The organism is Streptomyces sp. NPDC002520 (assembly GCF_053595235.1).
Genome location: NZ_JBSFXG010000003.1, coordinates 220,562 through 236,746 on the forward strand (window position 1 = coordinate 220,562; position 16,185 = coordinate 236,746).

A 16,185-nucleotide genomic window follows, 5' to 3' on the forward strand; every position below is an offset into this window, starting at 1 on the left:
CTGAGACCGACTCAGATGTCGAGGAAGCGGACGTCCTTGGCGTTGCGCTGGATGAACTGGCGGCGGGCCTCGACGTCCTCGCCCATCAGGACCGAGAACAGGTCGTCCGCCTGGGCGGCGTCGTCGAGGGTGACCTGGCCGAGGACACGGTGCTCCGGGTCCATCGTGGTCACGCGCAGCTCCTCGGCGTTCATCTCGCCGAGACCCTTGAAGCGCTGGATGGAGTCCTCGCGGACGCGCTTGCCGCGCTGGCGGCCCATCTCGGTCAGCGCGTCGCGCTCGCGGTCCGAGTACGCGTACTCGATGTCGTCCCGGCCCCACTTGATCTTGTACAGCGGGGGACGGGAGAGGTACACGTACCCCGCCTCGACCAGCGGCCGCATGAAGCGGAACAGGAAGGTCAGCAGCAGCGTGTTGATGTGCTGGCCGTCGACGTCGGCGTCCGCCATCAGGATGATCTTGTGGTAGCGCAGCTTCTCGATGTCGAAGTCCTCGTGCACACCGGTGCCGAAGGCGGAGATCAGCGCCTGGATCTCCTGGTTCTGCAGGATCTTGTCGATCCTGGCCTTCTCCACGTTGAGGATCTTGCCGCGGATCGGGAGGATCGCCTGGTACTGCGGGTTGCGGCCGGACTTGGCCGAGCCGCCGGCGGAGTCCCCCTCGACGATGAAGATCTCGCACTTGACCGGGTCGTTGGACTGGCAGTCCGACAGCTTCCCCGGCAGGGACGCCGACTCCAGCAGGCCCTTGCGACGCGTCAGGTCACGGGCCTTGCGGGCCGCCACGCGCGCGGTGGCCGCCTGGATGCCCTTGCGGACGATGTCCGCGGCCTCGACGGGGTTGCGGTCCAGCCAGTCGTTGAGGTGCTCGTAGACCGCCTTCTGCACGAAGGTCTTCGCCTCGGTGTTGCCGAGCTTGGTCTTCGTCTGGCCCTCGAACTGCGGCTCGCTCAGCTTGACCGAGATGATCGCGGTCAGACCCTCACGGATGTCGTCACCGGTGAGGTTGTCGTCCTTCTCCCGCAGCAGCTTCTTGTCGCGCGCGTACTTGTTGATCAGGCTCGTGAGGGCCGCGCGGAAGCCCTCCTCGTGCGTACCGCCCTCGTGGGTGTGGATGATGTTCGCGAAGGAGTACACACCCTCGCTGTAGCCGCTGTTCCACTGCATCGCGACCTCGAGGGACAGGCTCTTGTCCTTGTCCTCGCCCTCCAGGGAGATCACGGTGGGGTGCACCGCGTCGCCCTTGCGGGAGTTGAGGTACTTCACGAAGTCGACGATGCCGCCCTCGTAGTGGTACGTGACGGCCTTGACCTCGGCCTTCTCGTCCGCACCCGCCTCGTCCGCACCGCTGGTGGCCTTCGCCGACTCGCGCTCGTCAGTGAGTTTGATCGTCAAACCCTTGTTGAGGAACGCCATCTCCTGGAAACGCCGCGACAGCGTCTCGAAGGAGTACTCGGTGGTCTCGAAGATGTCGGGGTCGGCCCAGAAGGTGACCGAGGTACCGGTCTCGTCCGTCGCCTCGTGCCGGTCGAGCGGGGCCGTCGGGACACCGAGCTTGTAGTCCTGCGTCCAGCGGTGACCGTCGGTCCTGATCTCGACGGCGACCTTCGTGGACAGCGCGTTCACGACGGACACACCCACACCGTGCAGACCACCGGAGACGGCGTAACCGCCGCCGCCGAACTTGCCGCCCGCGTGCAGCACGGTCAGCACGACCTCGACGGCCGGCTTGCCCTCGGAGGGCACGATGCCGACCGGGATGCCACGGCCGTTGTCGACGACCCGGACGCCGCCGTCGGCGAGGATCGTGACGTCGATCGTGTCCGCGTACCCGGCCAGCGCCTCGTCGACCGAGTTGTCGACGACCTCGTACACCAGGTGGTGCAGACCGCGCTCGCCCGTGGAACCGATGTACATGCCGGGCCGCTTGCGGACCGCGTCCAGCCCTTCGAGCACGGTGATGGCGCTGGCGTCGTAGGAGGCGGAGGCCGCGGCCCCGCCGCTCACGGCGGCCTCTGTGGCCTCGCCGTTCACGCCGGCGTCAGTGGACGGGATGTTCTCGTTGGGGTTGCCGGAATCGGCCACGAAGCGCCCTTTCTGGCACAGCACGAGCCGGGCTCCTGGGGTACCCCCTCAGGGGGTTGCCGGAGCGGCTGCGGCATGTTGCGTTGGTCAGCCTTGATCAGCGTTGCTCAGCTTGTCCCGGGCGGTCCCCACAATGGGGCGGGATTGGCTTCCAGTCTACCGGTAGCGCCGACAGTAATGGGGGCTTGCCGGTACCTGAGTTCCCATGTGCCGCCCTGAACCGGTCTCCGCCGGGTCCCGATATGGGGAAGGGGGCTCCAAGCGGCTCACAGCGGCACTCAGCGCTTTGCACCGTCAACCCTTGGCTACCGGGGGTCAGCTCACGATCCACACCTGTGGACAGCCGCACGACAGGGGGGTACGACGGCAGGGCGCGCCGCCCCCACGACGTGAGGTACGTCACCCATAGGTGTCGCCGGGACCAGTGCTCCCAGGGGCCCGCAGCGGGCCGTAGCGCCGGGCCGGAGCGCCGGGACCGATGACCTTGAGCAGCCGAACCGTGCCGTGCCCGAGATCCTCGTTCAGCCGCGCCACCAGCGTCGGGGCGAGCAGCCGCAGCTGGGTCGCCCACGCCGTCGAGTCGCACTGCACGGACAGCACACGCTCGTCCTCGTCGTAGCGCTGCGGCACACAGTGCTTGGCCAGGTCCTCGCCGACGATCTCCGGCCAGCGGCCCATCACTCCGCCCACCGCGGCCGGCGTCTCCCAGCCCCGCTCGTTGATCAGCCGGTTGATCGCCGCACCGAGCGCCATCGGGTCACGGCCGTCGGCACGCGCGCCGGAACGCAGACCGCCGCCGCGCCGGGCCTGCTTCTTCTGCCGCGCGGCATCGCCCTTCGCGCGTGCCTGCTCCTTCGCCGCACGCAACGCCACGCGCGCGAGGTCGACACCGGAGGGCTCGGGAGACTTCTCCGGGCTCTTCCGGCCCGTCGGACTCTGCGTGTTCTGTGCGCTCTTCGAGTCCCGGGGTGCGGGTCCGTCCGTGCTCATACGCGCTCCACCGCCCCTCCGGCCACCGCGTACCGGGCGCCCACCAGCACGTGCGGCACATCGTCGTCCACCGCCGCGGTGACCAGCACCTGCTCACCGGGCGCCACCAGCTCGGCCAGCCGCTCCCGACGACGGGCGTCCAACTCCGCGAACACGTCGTCGAGGATCAGCACCGGCTCGTTCCCCTCGGCACGCAGCAGGTCGTACGAGGCCAGACGCAGCGCGAGGGCGTACGACCAGGACTCGCCGTGGGACGCGTACCCCTTGGCGGGCAGCTGACCGAGTTTGAGCAGCACATCGTCGCGATGCGGCCCGACGAGGGTCATCCCCCGCTCGATCTCCTGCTTGCGCACCTCCGTGAGCGCCGCCATCACCTGCGCGTAGAGGTCCTCGCGCGTATGCGCCTCACCGGGCGCCGACGGCTTGTACTCCAGCGCGACCGGACCGCCGCCGGGCGCCAGCTGCTCGTACGCCTTGTCGGCCAGCGGCTGCAGCGCGGCGACCAGGTCCAGCCGCTGGGCCAGCAGCTCGGCACCCGCCCGCGCGAGGTGCTGGTCCCACACGTCGAGGGTGGACAGATCCATGGAGCGGCCACCGTGCCTGCGGGCCAGCGCGGCCGTCTTCAGGAGCGTGTTGCGCTGCTTGAGCACCCGCTCGTAGTCCGAGCGCACGCCCGCCATGCGCGGCGAGCGCGCGGTGACCAGCTCGTCCAGGAACCGGCGCCGCTCACCGGGATCGCCCTTGACCAGCGCGAGGTCCTCGGGAGCGAACAGCACGGTCCGCACGATCCCCAGCACGTCCCTCGGCCTGACCTGCGAGGACCGGTTGATCCGGGCCCGGTTCGCCTTGCCGGGATTCAGCTCCAGCTCGACCAGCTGCTGCCGCTCGCCCTGCCTGACCTGCGCCCGGATCACGGCCCGGTCGGCGCCCACGCGGACCAGGGGCGCGTCGGAGGCGACGCGGTGGCTGCCGAGGGTGGCGAGATAGCCCACCGCCTCGACCAGGTTCGTCTTGCCCTGGCCGTTGGGGCCGACGAAGGCGGTGACGCCCGGGTCGAGCGGAACCTCGGCCCGGGCGTACGAGCGGAAGTCGGCCAGCGAAAGATGCGTGACGTGCATGGTCGTTCGCCGACCTCCCCCAGTGTGGTGATGGCTGTGGATCGCGGGGGCGATCCGGCGGATCAGTGACGCTGGATCCACGGGCTGTGGATCCGGCGGCTGTGGATCTGTGGACTACTTCTTCGCCACGGCGTGGCCACCGAACTGGTTGCGCAGCGCGGCGATCATCTTCATCTGCGGCGAGTCCTCCTGGCGGGAGGCGAACCGCGCGAACAGCGACGCGGTGATCGCGGGCAGCGGAACCGCGTTGTCGATGGCGGCTTCCACAGTCCAGCGTCCCTCACCGGAGTCCTGTGCATAACCGCGCAGCCCCCCGAGGTGCTCGTCCTCGTCCAGGGCGTTCACGGCGAGGTCGAGCAGCCAGGAACGGATGACCGTGCCCTCCTGCCAGGAGCGGAACACCTCGCGGACGTTCTCCACGGAGTCGACCTTCTCCAGCAGCTCCCAGCCCTCGGCGTAGGCCTGCATCATCGCGTACTCGATGCCGTTGTGGACCATCTTCGCGAAGTGGCCCGCGCCGACCTTGCCGGCGTGCACCGAACCGAAGTCGCCCTCCGGCTTGAGCGCGTCGAAGACCGGCCGCACCTTGGCGACGTTCTCGGCGTCGCCGCCGTACATCAGCGCGTACCCGTTCTCCAGGCCCCAGACGCCGCCCGAGACGCCGCAGTCGACGAAGCCTATGCCCTTGGCGGCCAGCTCCTCGGCGTGCTTCTCGTCGTCCGTCCAGCGGGAGTTGCCGCCGTCCACGACCACGTCGCCGGGCTCCAGCAGCTCGGCGAGCTCGTCGATCGTGGACTGGGTGGCCTCGCCGGCCGGGACCATCACCCAGACCACGCGCGGCCCGCTGAGCTTGCCCACAAGCTCGTCCAGGCTGTGGACATCCGCGAGGTCCGCGTTGCGGTCGTATCCGATGACGGTGTGGCCCGCGCGGCGGATCCGCTCGCGCATGTTGCCGCCCATCTTGCCGAGGCCGACGAGACCGAGCTCCATCAGTGGTGTTCCTTAAGGTCGCTGTGTGGCAGGCGGGGTACCGCGTACCCGGGTCCGAGCCTAATCGCGACCCTCCGTGCACAGCTGTGGGCATACGCGCTCATACGTATGCCCCCACCTGGGACTTCGTCCACCGTCCACGCACAGCCTGTGGACGGACTCAGCCGCTGAGGCGCACCGGCATGATCAGGTACTTGTACGCGTCGTCCGCCTCGGCGTCCACCGCCGGCTTGCCGCTGAGCAGCGCGGGCTTCGTGGACGTCGTGAACGACAGCTGCGCCACCGGGGAGTCGATCGCGCTCAGACCGTCCAGCAGGAAGGTCGGGTTGAAGGCGATCGAGATGTCGTCGCCCTCCAGCTGCGCGTCAACCCTTTCCACAGCCTGTGCGTCGTCGCTGGAACCGGCCTCCAGGATGAGCACGCCCTGCTCGAAGCTCAGCCGCACCGGGGTGTTCCGCTCGGCGACCAGGGCCACACGCTTGACGGCCTCCACGAAGGGGGCGGTCTCGATCACGGCGACGGAGTTGAACTCGGTCGGGAACAGCGTGCGGTACTTCGGCAGGTCGCCCTCGAGCAGCCGCGTGGTCGTGCGCCGGCCGGCGCCCTCGAAACCGATCAGCCCCTCGCCCGCGCCCGAACCGGACAGCGCGAGGATCACGCTGTCGCCGCTGGTCAGGGCCTTGGCGGTGTCCTGGAGCGTCTTGGCGGGCACCAGGGCGACGGCGGAGACGTCCGGGTTCTCCGGCTTCCACAGGAACTCGCGGACCGCGAAGCGGTAGCGGTCGGTGGAGGCCAGGGTGACCGTGTCGCCCTCGATCTCGATGCGCACACCGGTGAGGACGGGCAGCGTGTCGTCCCGGCCGGCGGCGATGGCCACCTGGGACACGGCTGCGGCGAAGACCTCGCCGGGGACGGTGCCGGTCGCGCCCGGCATCTGCGGCAGCGCCGGGTACTCCTCCACAGGCAGGGTGTGAAGGGTGAAGCGGGAGGAGCCGCAGACCACGGTCGCCCGTACACCGTCTGTGGAAATCTCCACCGGTCGGTTGGGGAGCGCGCGGGAGATGTCGGCGAGCAGACGGCCGGAGACGAGGACCGTGCCCTCCTCCTCGACCTCGGCCTCGACGCTCACCCGAGCGGAGACCTCGTAGTCGAAGCTCGACAGGCTCAGCTGGCCGTCCTCGGCCTTCAGCAGCAGGCCGGCGAGGACAGGCGCCGGCGGACGGGCCGGGAGGCTGCGTGCAGCCCACGCCACTGCCTCCGCGAGTACGTCGCGTTCCACCCGGATCTTCACCGTAAGCCGCCTCCTGCTGTTGCCACTGAGTCCTCCGACTCGGTGTCACCACCCCCTGCGAAGGGAAGAACACCGGGGACCAGTCTGACGCACAGCACTGACAGTAGGTGCCCGTCGGGGTCAAGTCGCTCGGAGGGGCAGCCGGACTCGAGACAGCGAGTTGTGCACAGGCCCCGCTTCAAAGCGATTGCCAGGCTCTCTCTAGTCGGGAGTAGTAGTAGGGCCTGTGGATACCGTGGATAACCACGTTTTCCCAGCTCAGAGCCCAAATTTTGTCCACTGACCCTGTGGGCGGAGGCGGTGGACAACTCGGGCTGTCTGTGGAGAACGGAAAGTTCTGCACACACCGCCCACAGGCCGAGGGGAGTTCTCCCCAGCTGCGTCCCCAGGTTTACCCACGTTTCCCACACCCCAATCCGGCACCTTCGTGTGACGGCTTTCACTCGACGCGGTGAGCGAGGGCGTCGCGTTGCCGAACAGTGGACAGCCTTGTGGAGAAGCGGGTGATCACTGGGGACAACGGCCCCCAGCCTGTGGGTCGTCAGTGGACAACTTCGTACACAGCCTGTGGATCTTCGCTTTGTCCACAGTCTGTGGAGATCGTTCGTCCACGATTCCACAGGCTGCTGAGCTGCGCGGACGGCAGATCCCCAGGGTCCCTGTGGACGCAGTTCGGGACAACTTCACAGTCCCCAGCGTGTGGACGGAAGAAAGTCACCGAATCTGTGGAGGGTGGCCGTAACCAGACACTTAATCGAACAGCGGGAGGCCAGGGAGGGACGGTGCTGTGCCGCCATGGCTGCGGGCAATCGTGCCGCTAGGGCGGCACGGGTGGGCGCAGCGGCACCCCGCAAGCGCGGGCAAGCGAAACCCACCCCCGCCCAGCCCCGGCACCGGGCAAGTGACAGCAGCCCGGGAGTCGGCCGTAACGCCGAAAGGCGCCCCCGGGATACGGATCCCAGAAGCGCCCTCAGCGTCGGTCAAGCCCGGCGGCAGCCGCCCTCAGCCGTTCTTGATGCGGTTGGTCAGCTCGGTGACCTGGTTGTAGATCGAGCGTCGCTCGGCCATCAGCGCACGGATCTTGCGGTCGGCGTGCATGACGGTCGTGTGGTCGCGGCCGCCGAACTGCGCGCCGATCTTCGGCAGCGACAGGTCTGTCAGTTCACGGCACAGGTACATGGCGATCTGCCGGGCGGTGACCAGCGCGCGGCCGCGCGAGGTGCCGCACAGGTCCTCCACGGTCAGCCCGAAGTAGTCGGCGGTGGCGGCCATGATGGCCGTCGCCGTGATCTCGGGCGCGCTGTCCTCGCCGCCGGGGATCAGGTCCTTGAGGACGATCTCGGTGAGGCCGAGGTCCACCGGCTGCCGGTTGAGCGAGGCGAACGCCGTCACCCGGATCAGCGCGCCCTCCAGCTCACGGATGTTCCGCGAGATCCGGGAGGCGATGAACTCCAGTACCTCCGGCGGGGCGTTGAGCTGCTCCTGCACCGCCTTCTTGCGCAGGATCGCGATACGCGTCTCCAGCTCGGGCGGCTGGACGTCGGTGATCAGGCCCCACTCGAAACGGTTCCTCAGCCGGTCCTCCAGCGTGACCAGTTGCTTGGGCGGCCGGTCGCTGGACAGCACGATCTGCTTGTTGGCGTTGTGGAGCGTGTTGAAGGTGTGGAAGAACTCCTCCTGCGTCGACTCCTTGTCCGCGAGGAACTGGATGTCGTCCACGAGCAGGATGTCCATCTCGCGGTAGCGCTTGCGGAAGCTGTCGCCCTTGCCGTCGCGGATGGAGTTGATGAACTCGTTGGTGAACTCCTCCGAGCTCACGTACCGCACGCGCGTGCCCGGGTAGAGGCTGCGCGCGTAGTGCCCGATGGCGTGCAGCAGGTGTGTCTTGCCGAGCCCCGACTCCCCGTAGATGAACAGGGGGTTGTACGCCTTCGCCGGTGCCTCGGCGACGGCCACCGCGGCCGCGTGCGCGAAGCGGTTGGACGCGCCGATGACGAACGTGTCGAAGAGGTACTTCGGGTTCAGTCGCGCGGTCGGCTCACCTGCGCCGCCTGCGGGAGCGGTCCGCGCGGCGGGCGAACCGGGGGTGCTGCTTCCGGCGCCCGACGGCAGGTCCGGGCGGCCGGGGCCGCCGCGTCGCGCGGGGCCCGCGCCGGCCGACTGGTCGGGCAGCTCACGGCGGACCGGGTCGCGCTGGTCGTACTCGGCCCGGGAGGAGTCGTAGTCGGAGCGCGGCTCGTAGTCGGAACGTCCGGAGCCGTAGTCCGGGCGTGGTGCGTCGTAGTCGGGGCGCGGTGCTTCGTAGTCGCCGCGCGGCTGGTCGTACGACGGGCGCTCGCGCCCCGGGGCCCGGTGGTCCGCCTGCGGGGCGCCGTAGGTGTCCGGGGAGGAGGAGCCGTAACTGTCCTGTCCCGAAGGGCGGTAGGAGTCCTGGGACGGCGAGGCGTACGGGTCGCGCTCGGGGAATCCGAGCCGCGGCTGCTGCCAGCCGTACTCGTCCTGCGCGGACCGTGGCCAGGCGCCGGGCTGGGGGCGCTGGTACTCGGAGGGGTACGCGGGGCGGGCGGTGGGCAGCTGGTCGCCGCGGGCGCCCGGCTGCTGTTCCGGTCGGGAGGCGGGTTCGCCGCCCGGAAGCTGGTCGCCGGCGCGGTGACGGCCGTAGGCCTCGTAGGAACCGGAGGGCAGCTCCGTCTCCTCGTAGCGCGGCTGCGGCTGCGGCTGCGGCTGCGGGGCGGGTGGCGGTTCGCCCATGGAGTCGTCCACGGTGATCGCGATGCGGATCGGGCGGCCGCACTCGCGGCTCAGGGTCTCGCTCACGATCGGGGCGAGACGGCCCTCCAGCACGCCCTTGGCGAATTCGTTCGGTACGGCGAGCAGAGCGGTGTCGGCGACCAGCGCGAGGGGCTGGCAGCGCCGGATCCAGTGCTCGTCCTTCGCCTCCACACCCTGCCCGCGGCCTTCGCCGAGGAGTTGCTCGAGTACTCGTGGCCACACTGCGGCAAGATCGGCAGGTACGTCAGCCACAGGGCACGCTCTCTCACAGGTCCCACGAACGTGTGGTTGTGGGACGGGTCGGGGTGGAATCCGGGGTGGTGGGTGGGGGCAATCCCGCTCGGGCGGGGACAAGGGAACGAATCGGAGTCCAGCCACGGTAGTCAGCGCGGCGGGTACGGTTCAAGTTGTTGTCCCCAGCCTGTGGATAGTGTCTCCCAGGGGCCGCTGGTTTGACCGGATGGCGTAGCCCCGCGTACCGTAACCAGGTCGAGTTGTCGATGGCTGCTGCCGCCTGCCTCCGATGGGCACAGATCACTGCGGGTGATCGGGAAGCGGTGCACTCGGGCGTGACGCGAGCTACTCGTGGGCGCACGGTGACAGCCAGGACGGCACCCCGCCACCACCAATTGATTTCTGGAGCCCCCGAGTGAGCAAGCGCACCTTCCAGCCGAACAACCGTCGTCGCGCGAAGACCCACGGCTTCCGCCTGCGGATGCGCACCCGCGCCGGCCGCGCGATTCTCGCGAACCGTCGTGCCAAGGGTCGCGCCAGCCTGTCCGCCTGATTCTGATCAGGTCATGACGTCGTGCTGCCTACCGAGCATCGGCTGAGGCGGCGCGAGGACTTCGCGACCGCGGTACGACGGGGTCGTCGGGCAGGCCGCCCGACCCTCGTCGTCCACCTTCGTAGCGGTGCCACGGACCCGCACGCGCCTGGGGAGAGCGCTCCCCCGACGCGTGCGGGTTTCGTCGTGAGCAAGGCCGTGGGGGGCGCGGTCGTGCGCAACAAAGTGAAGCGCAGACTGCGTCATCTGATGCGTGACCGAATCGCCCTGTTCGCCCCCGGTAGCCTGGTAGTCGTACGAGCGCTGCCCGGATCGGGTGACGCGGACCATGCACAGCTGGCCCAAGACCTGGATGCCGCCGTTCAGCGGCTGCTGGGAGGGGGCGCGCGATGAAGTACCCACTGCTGGCTCTGATCAAGCTGTACCAGTGGACGATCAGTCCGCTGCTCGGGCCGGTGTGCAAGTACTACCCGTCGTGCTCCCACTACGGCTACACGGCCATCGACCGGCATGGTGCGATCAAGGGCACGGCACTCACCGCCTGGCGCATCCTCCGGTGCAATCCGTGGTCGCTGGGTGGTGTGGACCATGTCCCGCCGCGCAAGCGTCCGCGGTGGCACGAAATGCTGCGCGGCGCCTGGCGCGCACGCAGGGGCGGGCCCTCCGCCGCCGAACCGGCCACCGAAGCGATGCTTTCTTCCGAGCCTCCTTCGAGCCCGGCCGCAGAGACCTCGTCCCATGTCCAAGGAGCATGATTAGTGGACACGATTGCCAGTTTGTTCAGCTTCATCACGACACCCGTTTCGTGGGTCATCGTCCAGTTCCATTCGGTGTACGGAGCCATCTTCGGCCCGGACACGGGATGGGCCTGGGGCCTGTCCATCGTGTCCCTCGTGATCCTGATCCGAATCTGCCTGATCCCGCTCTTCGTGAAGCAGATCAAGGCGACCCGGGCCATGCAGACGCTCCAGCCCGAGATGAAGAAGATCCAGGAGCGCTACAAGAACGACAAGCAGCGTCAGTCCGAAGAGATGATGAAGCTGTACAAGGAGTCGGGTACCAACCCGCTCTCCTCGTGCCTTCCCATCCTGGCGCAGTCCCCGTTCTTCTTCGCCCTGTACCACGTGCTCAACGGCATCGCGTCGGGCACGACCATCGGCGTCATCAACGAGTCGCTGCTGGCCAGCGCCCGTAAGGCGCACATCTTCGGGGCCCCGCTCGCCGCGAAGTTCAAGGACGGCGCCAGCACCGTCCACGCTCTGGGCGCTGACATCACCGACGTGCGGGTCGTCACCGCGCTCATGATCATCCTGATGTCTGCGTCGCAGTTCTACACGCAGCGCCAGCTGATGACGAAGAACGTCGACACCACGGTGAAGACGCCGTTCATGCAGCAGCAGAAGATGCTGATGTACGTCTTCCCCATCATGTTCGCCGTCTTCGGTATCAACTTCCCGGTCGGTGTCCTCGTCTACTGGCTGACCACCAACGTGTGGACCATGGGCCAGCAGATGTACGTCATCCACAACAACCCGACCCCGGGTTCCAAGGCTCAGGCCGCCTACCTGGAGCGTCTGACCAAGCACGTCACGCACCACGGCAAGATCCGCCGGCGCAGCGAGAAGACCATCGTCAAGGCGATCGTCACCAAGGGCCGCGACCGCAACGAGTCCGAGCGCAAGTTCATCAACGCCCTGAGCAAGGCCGGCCTCGCCGCCCAGGCCGACGGCACCGTGACGAAGAGCGAGAGCCAGACCCTGGTCGAGGCCGAGGACGGTACGACCACCACGGCTGCCGCCGCCCGCCGCCAGCAGCCCAAGCGCCAGACCAAGGCCCAGCGCCAGTCCGGGGCAAAGCAGAGCGAGGCCGAACCGGCCACCTCATTGGAGAAGGCCGAACCGGCCACCTCGCTGGAGAAGTCCGACGAGCCGCAGGACGACGCCAAGCCCGCCGCTGCCAAGCAGCCCCAGAAGCCCAGCTCCGGCAGCCGCAGCAGGGCCCAGTCCGGTCAGCGCAAGGGCGGCCCGCAGCGGCCCAAGTCCCCGTCCAAGAAGTAAGAAGGAGCCCATCCGTGACGGAAGGCACCACCTCCGCCGCTGCCGAGGGTGCAGACACCCTCACCCGCCTGGAGCAGGAGGGTGAGATCGCGGCGGATTACCTGGAGGGTCTGCTGGACATCGCCGACCTCGACGGCGACATCGACATGGACGTCGAGGCCGACCGCGCCTCCGTGTCGATCATCAGCGACACCGGCGGCCGTGACCTGCAGAAGCTGGTCGGCCGGGACGGCGAGGTGCTGGAGGCACTCCAGGAGCTGACCCGCCTGGCCGTGCACCGGGAGACCGGTGACCGCAGCCGCCTGATGCTGGACATCGCCGGCTACCGCGCCAAGAAGCGCGCCGAGCTGTCCGAGCTGGGCGCCAAGGCCGCGGCCGACGTCAAGAACACGGGCGAGCCCGTGAAGCTCAAGCCGATGACGCCCTTCGAGCGCAAGGTCGTGCACGACGCGGTCAAGGCCGCGGGGCTCCGCAGCGAGTCCGAGGGCGAGGAACCGCAGCGGTTCGTCGTCGTGCTGCCGGCCTGATCGGCCCCTTCGTTCCACCGGCCCCGTCTGCCTGCAGACGGGGCCGAACTTTGTCAGCCTGGTAGTTCTGGTGGCCGGTTGCGTGAAGCACCGGCGCTGTACGGAAGGACGGTCCCCGTGACGGAGGCAGCGGAGCTTCCCCCCGCGCCCGAGCAGGCGCGGGAAGTGTTTGGTGATCGCTTCACCGATGCGGTCCGCTACGCGGAGCTGCTGGCCGAAGCCGGCGTGAAGCGTGGTCTGATCGGCCCGCGGGAAGTGCCGCGCCTGTGGGAGCGGCACCTGCTCAACTGTGCGGTGCTCTCGGAGGCTGTCCCCGAGGGAGTCACGGTGTGCGACGTCGGCTCGGGCGCCGGCCTGCCGGGCATCCCGCTCGCCCTGGTGCGCGACGACCTCACCATCACCCTGCTCGAGCCACTGCTGCGGCGCACCACGTTCCTCACCGAGGTGGTGGAGCTGCTGGGCCTCGACCACGTCACCGTCGTCCGGGGACGGGCCGAGGAGATGCTGGGCAAGGTGCCGCCGGTCCATGTGGTGACCGCCCGCGCCGTGGCCCCGCTGGACCGGCTGGCCGCCTGGGGGATCCCGCTGCTGCGTCCGTACGGTGAGATGCTCGCGCTCAAGGGCGACACCGCCGAGGAGGAACTGAAGGCCGCCAGCACCGCGCTCAGCAAGCTCGGCGCGGTGTCGACGTCCATCCTGCATGTGGGTGAGGGCGTGGTCGATCCGCCGTCCACCGTCGTACGGGTGGAGGTCGGGGAGAGTCCCGGCGGTGTGCGCTTCGCGGCCAAGCGCGCTAAGGCGGCACGCACGGGCCGGACCCGCCGGCGTCGCTGACCCCTCCTGAGGGTGAGACGTACTCCACACAAGCAGCCAAACCCGCACGGGTCGGAGTGTCGCGAAGATACGGTCGCCGCGGCTGTGCATCGTGTTTCACGTGAAACGTCGCTCACTGCTGCACGGCATCATCAGTCGCGGCCGCGCTGCGGCCGAACCTCGCGACCGAAGGCCTCTGGGGTCACTCGGAGAGGTAACGGAGTTGTCCACAGAGGTGGAATTCTCCACAGGAAACCAGGGCTCACTGGTTCACGACCCCGAAGGCATGGGAGGCTCTGTTCATTGCGAGCCTGAAGTCGAGGAGAGTGAATCCTTGCGGTCCGACGCCAACATCGCGGGACCGATGACCGATCCGGTCCCCGGTCCCCGTACCGAGTCGATGGGGGCGGATGTTTCACGTGAAACACCGCCCCCGATGGACGACACTCCCATCGGTCGTGCTGCCCAACTGGCGGTGGAAGCTCTCGGTCGCGCCGACGAAGGCCTGCCGCGCCCCGAGCAGACCCGAGTCATCGTGGTCGCCAACCAGAAGGGCGGCGTGGGCAAGACGACGACGACCGTCAACCTTGCCGCTTCGCTGGCTCTGCACGGTGGCCGTGTCCTGGTGATCGACCTCGACCCACAGGGCAACGCCTCCACGGCGCTGGGAATCGACCATCACGCCGAAGTTCCGTCCATCTATGACGTGTTGGTGGAGAGCAAGCCTCTCGCCGAAGTGGTCCAGCCCGTCCCGGATGTGGAAGGCCTCTTCTGCGCCCCCGCCACCATCGATCTCGCCGGTGCGGAGATCGAGCTGGTGTCGCTGGTGGCACGGGAGAGCCGGCTGGAGCGGGCGATCCAGGCGTACGAGCAGCCGCTGGACTACGTCCTCATCGACTGTCCGCCGTCGCTGGGCCTGCTGACGGTCAACGCCCTCGTCGCGGGCCAGGAGGTTCTCATCCCCATCCAGTGCGAGTACTACGCACTGGAGGGCCTGGGTCAACTCCTTCGCAACGTCGACCTCGTACGCGGGCACCTCAACCCCGCTCTGCATGTGTCGACCATCCTGCTCACCATGTACGACGGCCGGACGCGCCTGGCTTCCCAGGTCGCCGAAGAGGTCCGCAACCACTTCGGGGACGAGGTGCTGCGGACGAGCATCCCGCGCTCGGTCCGTATCTCCGAGGCGCCGAGCTACGGGCAGACGGTTCTGACTTACGATCCAGGTTCGAGCGGGGCTCTGTCCTATCTCGAGGCGGCCCGAGAAATCGCGCTGAAGGGTGTGGGGGTCAGCTATGACCCGACCCAGGCCCACATCGGCGCCCAGAACGACCGGAACATGGCGGAGGGGATCCAGTGAACGAACGACGGAGGGGGTTGGGTCGTGGTCTCGCCGCACTGATCCCCGCTGCCCCGACCGAGAAGACGCCGACGTCGGCCGCGGCACCTGGTGGGGCGTCCGCGTCCCCCGCATCGGTCCCGGTGCTGGCGGGCGACCGCGGGGTGGCAGCGGCCAGGGTGGCCACGCTGCCGACCGTCGCCCAGGACCAGGAGATCGAGGAGCCCGCGGTGAGCCCTGCCGTGGACGCGCCCGCACCGCCGGTGGGCGCCTACTTCGCCGAGATCCCCCTCGACGCCATCACGCCGAACCCGCGCCAGCCGCGTGAGGTCTTCGACGAGGACGCGCTCCAGGAACTGGTCACCTCCATCCAGGAGGTCGGTCTCCTCCAGCCCGTCGTCGTCAGGCAGCTGGGCTCCGGCCGCTATGAGCTGATCATGGGCGAGCGGCGCTGGCGAGCCTGCCGTCAGGCCGGTCTCGAGGCCATCCCGGCGATCGTCCGGGCCACAGAGGACGAGAAGCTCCTCCTGGACGCGCTGCTGGAGAACCTGCACCGCGCGCAGCTGAACCCGCTGGAAGAGGCGGCCGCCTACGACCAGCTGCTGAAGGACTTCAACTGCACGCACGACCAGCTGGCCGACCGGATCGGGCGCTCCCGCCCCCAGGTCTCCAACACGCTGCGTCTGCTGAAGCTCTCGCCGGCCGTCCAGCGCCGGGTCGCGGCCGGGGTTCTCTCCGCCGGTCATGCCAGGGCGCTGCTGTCCGTCGAGGACTCGGAGGAGCAGGACCGGCTGGCTCACCGGATCGTCGCCGAGGGGCTCTCGGTGCGGGCCGTCGAGGAGATCGTGACCCTGATGGGATCGCGGCCCCAGACGCCCCAGCGCTCCAAGGGGCCGCGTGCCGGTGCTCTGGTGAGCCCGGCGCTGAGCGATCTGGCCACGCGTCTGTCGGACCGCTTCGAGACCCGGGTGAAGGTCGACCTCGGTCAGAAGAAGGGCAAGATCACCGTCGAGTTCGCCTCCGTGGAGGACCTCGAGCGCATCCTCGGCACCCTCGCCCCGGGCGAGGGGCCGCTCCTGCAGGGCGGCGGTCACCCGGAGGGCGAGTCCGAGGAACAGGACGCCTGACCCTGGGCGGTCCCCAAGGCGCACGAGAGCGGATCGTTTCCGGTGTGTACCGGAAACACGGTCCGCTCTTTGCGTTGAGTCGGTATCAAGCGAAACCCATCGTGGATACGATGCGAACGGGTATGGCGCATCCACCCGGCAGGCATCTCTGAGTGGGGAGACGGAGGCCATGCGATCGATGAGCCGCACCGGACTGGTGAGCGCGGGACTGGGCCTCGGAGTCGTCGGCGGATTCGTCGGCAGCCTCCTCAGGGAACGGAGCGCTCTGACGGCCGCTCGCGACGCGGCGG

14 protein-coding genes are annotated in these 16,185 nt (G+C 68.7%); 8 read left to right on the forward strand and 6 right to left on the reverse strand.

What is annotated here, in order from left to right; all coding sequences use genetic code 11:
• Nucleotides 1-11 precede the first annotated feature (11 nt).
• From gyrB to dnaA, 6 genes are all read right to left on the reverse strand, one after another.
• Entirely contained in the window at nt 12-2,108 is a 2,097-nt protein-coding gene (gyrB, locus tag ACWD5D_RS06990) for a DNA topoisomerase (ATP-hydrolyzing) subunit B (RefSeq protein WP_451371762.1), read from the reverse strand.
• Between the two features lie 375 nt (nt 2,109-2,483).
• Nucleotides 2,484-3,074 (reverse strand): DUF721 domain-containing protein, encoded by a 591-nt coding sequence (locus ACWD5D_RS06995; protein ID WP_451371763.1) that lies wholly within the window; start codon nt 3,072-3,074, stop codon nt 2,484-2,486.
• Nucleotides 3,071-4,192, reverse strand: coding sequence for a DNA replication/repair protein RecF (recF, locus tag ACWD5D_RS07000; protein ID WP_451371764.1), 1,122 nt, complete (start codon nt 4,190-4,192; stop codon nt 3,071-3,073). The genes ACWD5D_RS06995 and recF overlap by 4 nt, the downstream gene beginning before the upstream one ends.
• 114 nt (nt 4,193-4,306) lie before the next feature.
• Nucleotides 4,307-5,182 carry a phosphogluconate dehydrogenase (NAD(+)-dependent, decarboxylating) gene (gnd, locus tag ACWD5D_RS07005; RefSeq protein ID WP_451371765.1) on the reverse strand — a complete coding sequence of 292 codons (876 nt, stop codon included), beginning with the start codon at nt 5,180-5,182 and terminating at the stop codon, nt 4,307-4,309.
• A 160-nt stretch (nt 5,183-5,342) separates the two neighbouring features.
• Entirely contained in the window at nt 5,343-6,473 is a 1,131-nt protein-coding gene (gene dnaN, locus ACWD5D_RS07010; protein ID WP_451371766.1) for a DNA polymerase III subunit beta, read from the reverse strand.
• A 1,002-nt stretch (nt 6,474-7,475) separates the two neighbouring features.
• Nucleotides 7,476-9,497, reverse strand: a complete 2,022-nt coding sequence (gene dnaA, locus ACWD5D_RS07015) for a chromosomal replication initiator protein DnaA (protein ID WP_451371767.1) — start codon at nt 9,495-9,497, stop codon at nt 7,476-7,478.
• Nucleotides 9,498-9,894: 397 nt separating this feature from the next.
• On the opposite strand from dnaA, the gene rpmH reads away from it, so the two are divergent.
• From rpmH to ACWD5D_RS07055, 8 genes are all read left to right on the forward strand, one after another.
• On the forward strand, nt 9,895-10,032 hold the full coding sequence (gene rpmH, locus ACWD5D_RS07020; protein WP_015659252.1) for a 50S ribosomal protein L34: 138 nt from the start codon (nt 9,895-9,897) through the stop codon (nt 10,030-10,032).
• Between the two features lie 21 nt (nt 10,033-10,053).
• Complete coding sequence (gene rnpA / locus ACWD5D_RS07025; protein ID WP_451371768.1) at nt 10,054-10,425, forward strand: ribonuclease P protein component; 372 nt, start codon at nt 10,054-10,056, stop codon at nt 10,423-10,425.
• Entirely contained in the window at nt 10,422-10,787 is a 366-nt protein-coding gene (yidD, locus tag ACWD5D_RS07030) for a membrane protein insertion efficiency factor YidD (protein WP_451371769.1), read from the forward strand. Before rnpA ends, yidD begins: the two co-directional genes overlap by 4 nt.
• A gap of 3 nt (nt 10,788-10,790) precedes the next feature.
• Nucleotides 10,791-12,089 (forward strand): membrane protein insertase YidC, encoded by a 1,299-nt coding sequence (yidC, locus tag ACWD5D_RS07035; protein ID WP_451371770.1) that lies wholly within the window; start codon nt 10,791-10,793, stop codon nt 12,087-12,089.
• 14 nt (nt 12,090-12,103) lie between these two features.
• Nucleotides 12,104-12,616, forward strand: coding sequence for a Jag family protein (locus ACWD5D_RS07040; RefSeq protein WP_451371771.1), 513 nt, complete (start codon nt 12,104-12,106; stop codon nt 12,614-12,616).
• 117 nt (nt 12,617-12,733) lie between these two features.
• Nucleotides 12,734-13,450 (forward strand): 16S rRNA (guanine(527)-N(7))-methyltransferase RsmG, encoded by a 717-nt coding sequence (rsmG, locus tag ACWD5D_RS07045; protein ID WP_451371772.1) that lies wholly within the window; start codon nt 12,734-12,736, stop codon nt 13,448-13,450.
• 265 nt (nt 13,451-13,715) lie between these two features.
• Nucleotides 13,716-14,789 carry a ParA family protein gene (locus tag ACWD5D_RS07050; RefSeq protein WP_451371971.1) on the forward strand — a complete coding sequence of 358 codons (1,074 nt, stop codon included), beginning with the start codon at nt 13,716-13,718 and terminating at the stop codon, nt 14,787-14,789.
• Complete coding sequence (locus ACWD5D_RS07055; protein ID WP_451371773.1) at nt 14,786-15,895, forward strand: ParB/RepB/Spo0J family partition protein; 1,110 nt, start codon at nt 14,786-14,788, stop codon at nt 15,893-15,895. The genes ACWD5D_RS07050 and ACWD5D_RS07055 overlap by 4 nt, the downstream gene beginning before the upstream one ends.
• Nucleotides 15,896-16,185: the final 290 nt, after the last annotated feature.

Excerpts from the sequence above, each read along its gene's own strand:
- gnd (WP_451371765.1), bottom strand. The coding sequence starts at position 5,182 with ATGGAGCTCGGTCTCGTCGGCCTCGGCAAGATGGGCGGCAACATGCGC.
- recF (WP_451371764.1), bottom strand. The coding sequence starts at position 4,192 with ATGCACGTCACGCATCTTTCGCTGGCCGACTTCCGCTCGTACGCCCGG.
- ACWD5D_RS06995 (WP_451371763.1), bottom strand. The coding sequence starts at position 3,074 with ATGAGCACGGACGGACCCGCACCCCGGGACTCGAAGAGCGCACAGAAC.
- ACWD5D_RS07050 (WP_451371971.1), top strand. The coding sequence starts at position 13,716 with ATGGGAGGCTCTGTTCATTGCGAGCCTGAAGTCGAGGAGAGTGAATCC.
- yidD (WP_451371769.1), top strand. The coding sequence starts at position 10,422 with ATGAAGTACCCACTGCTGGCTCTGATCAAGCTGTACCAGTGGACGATC.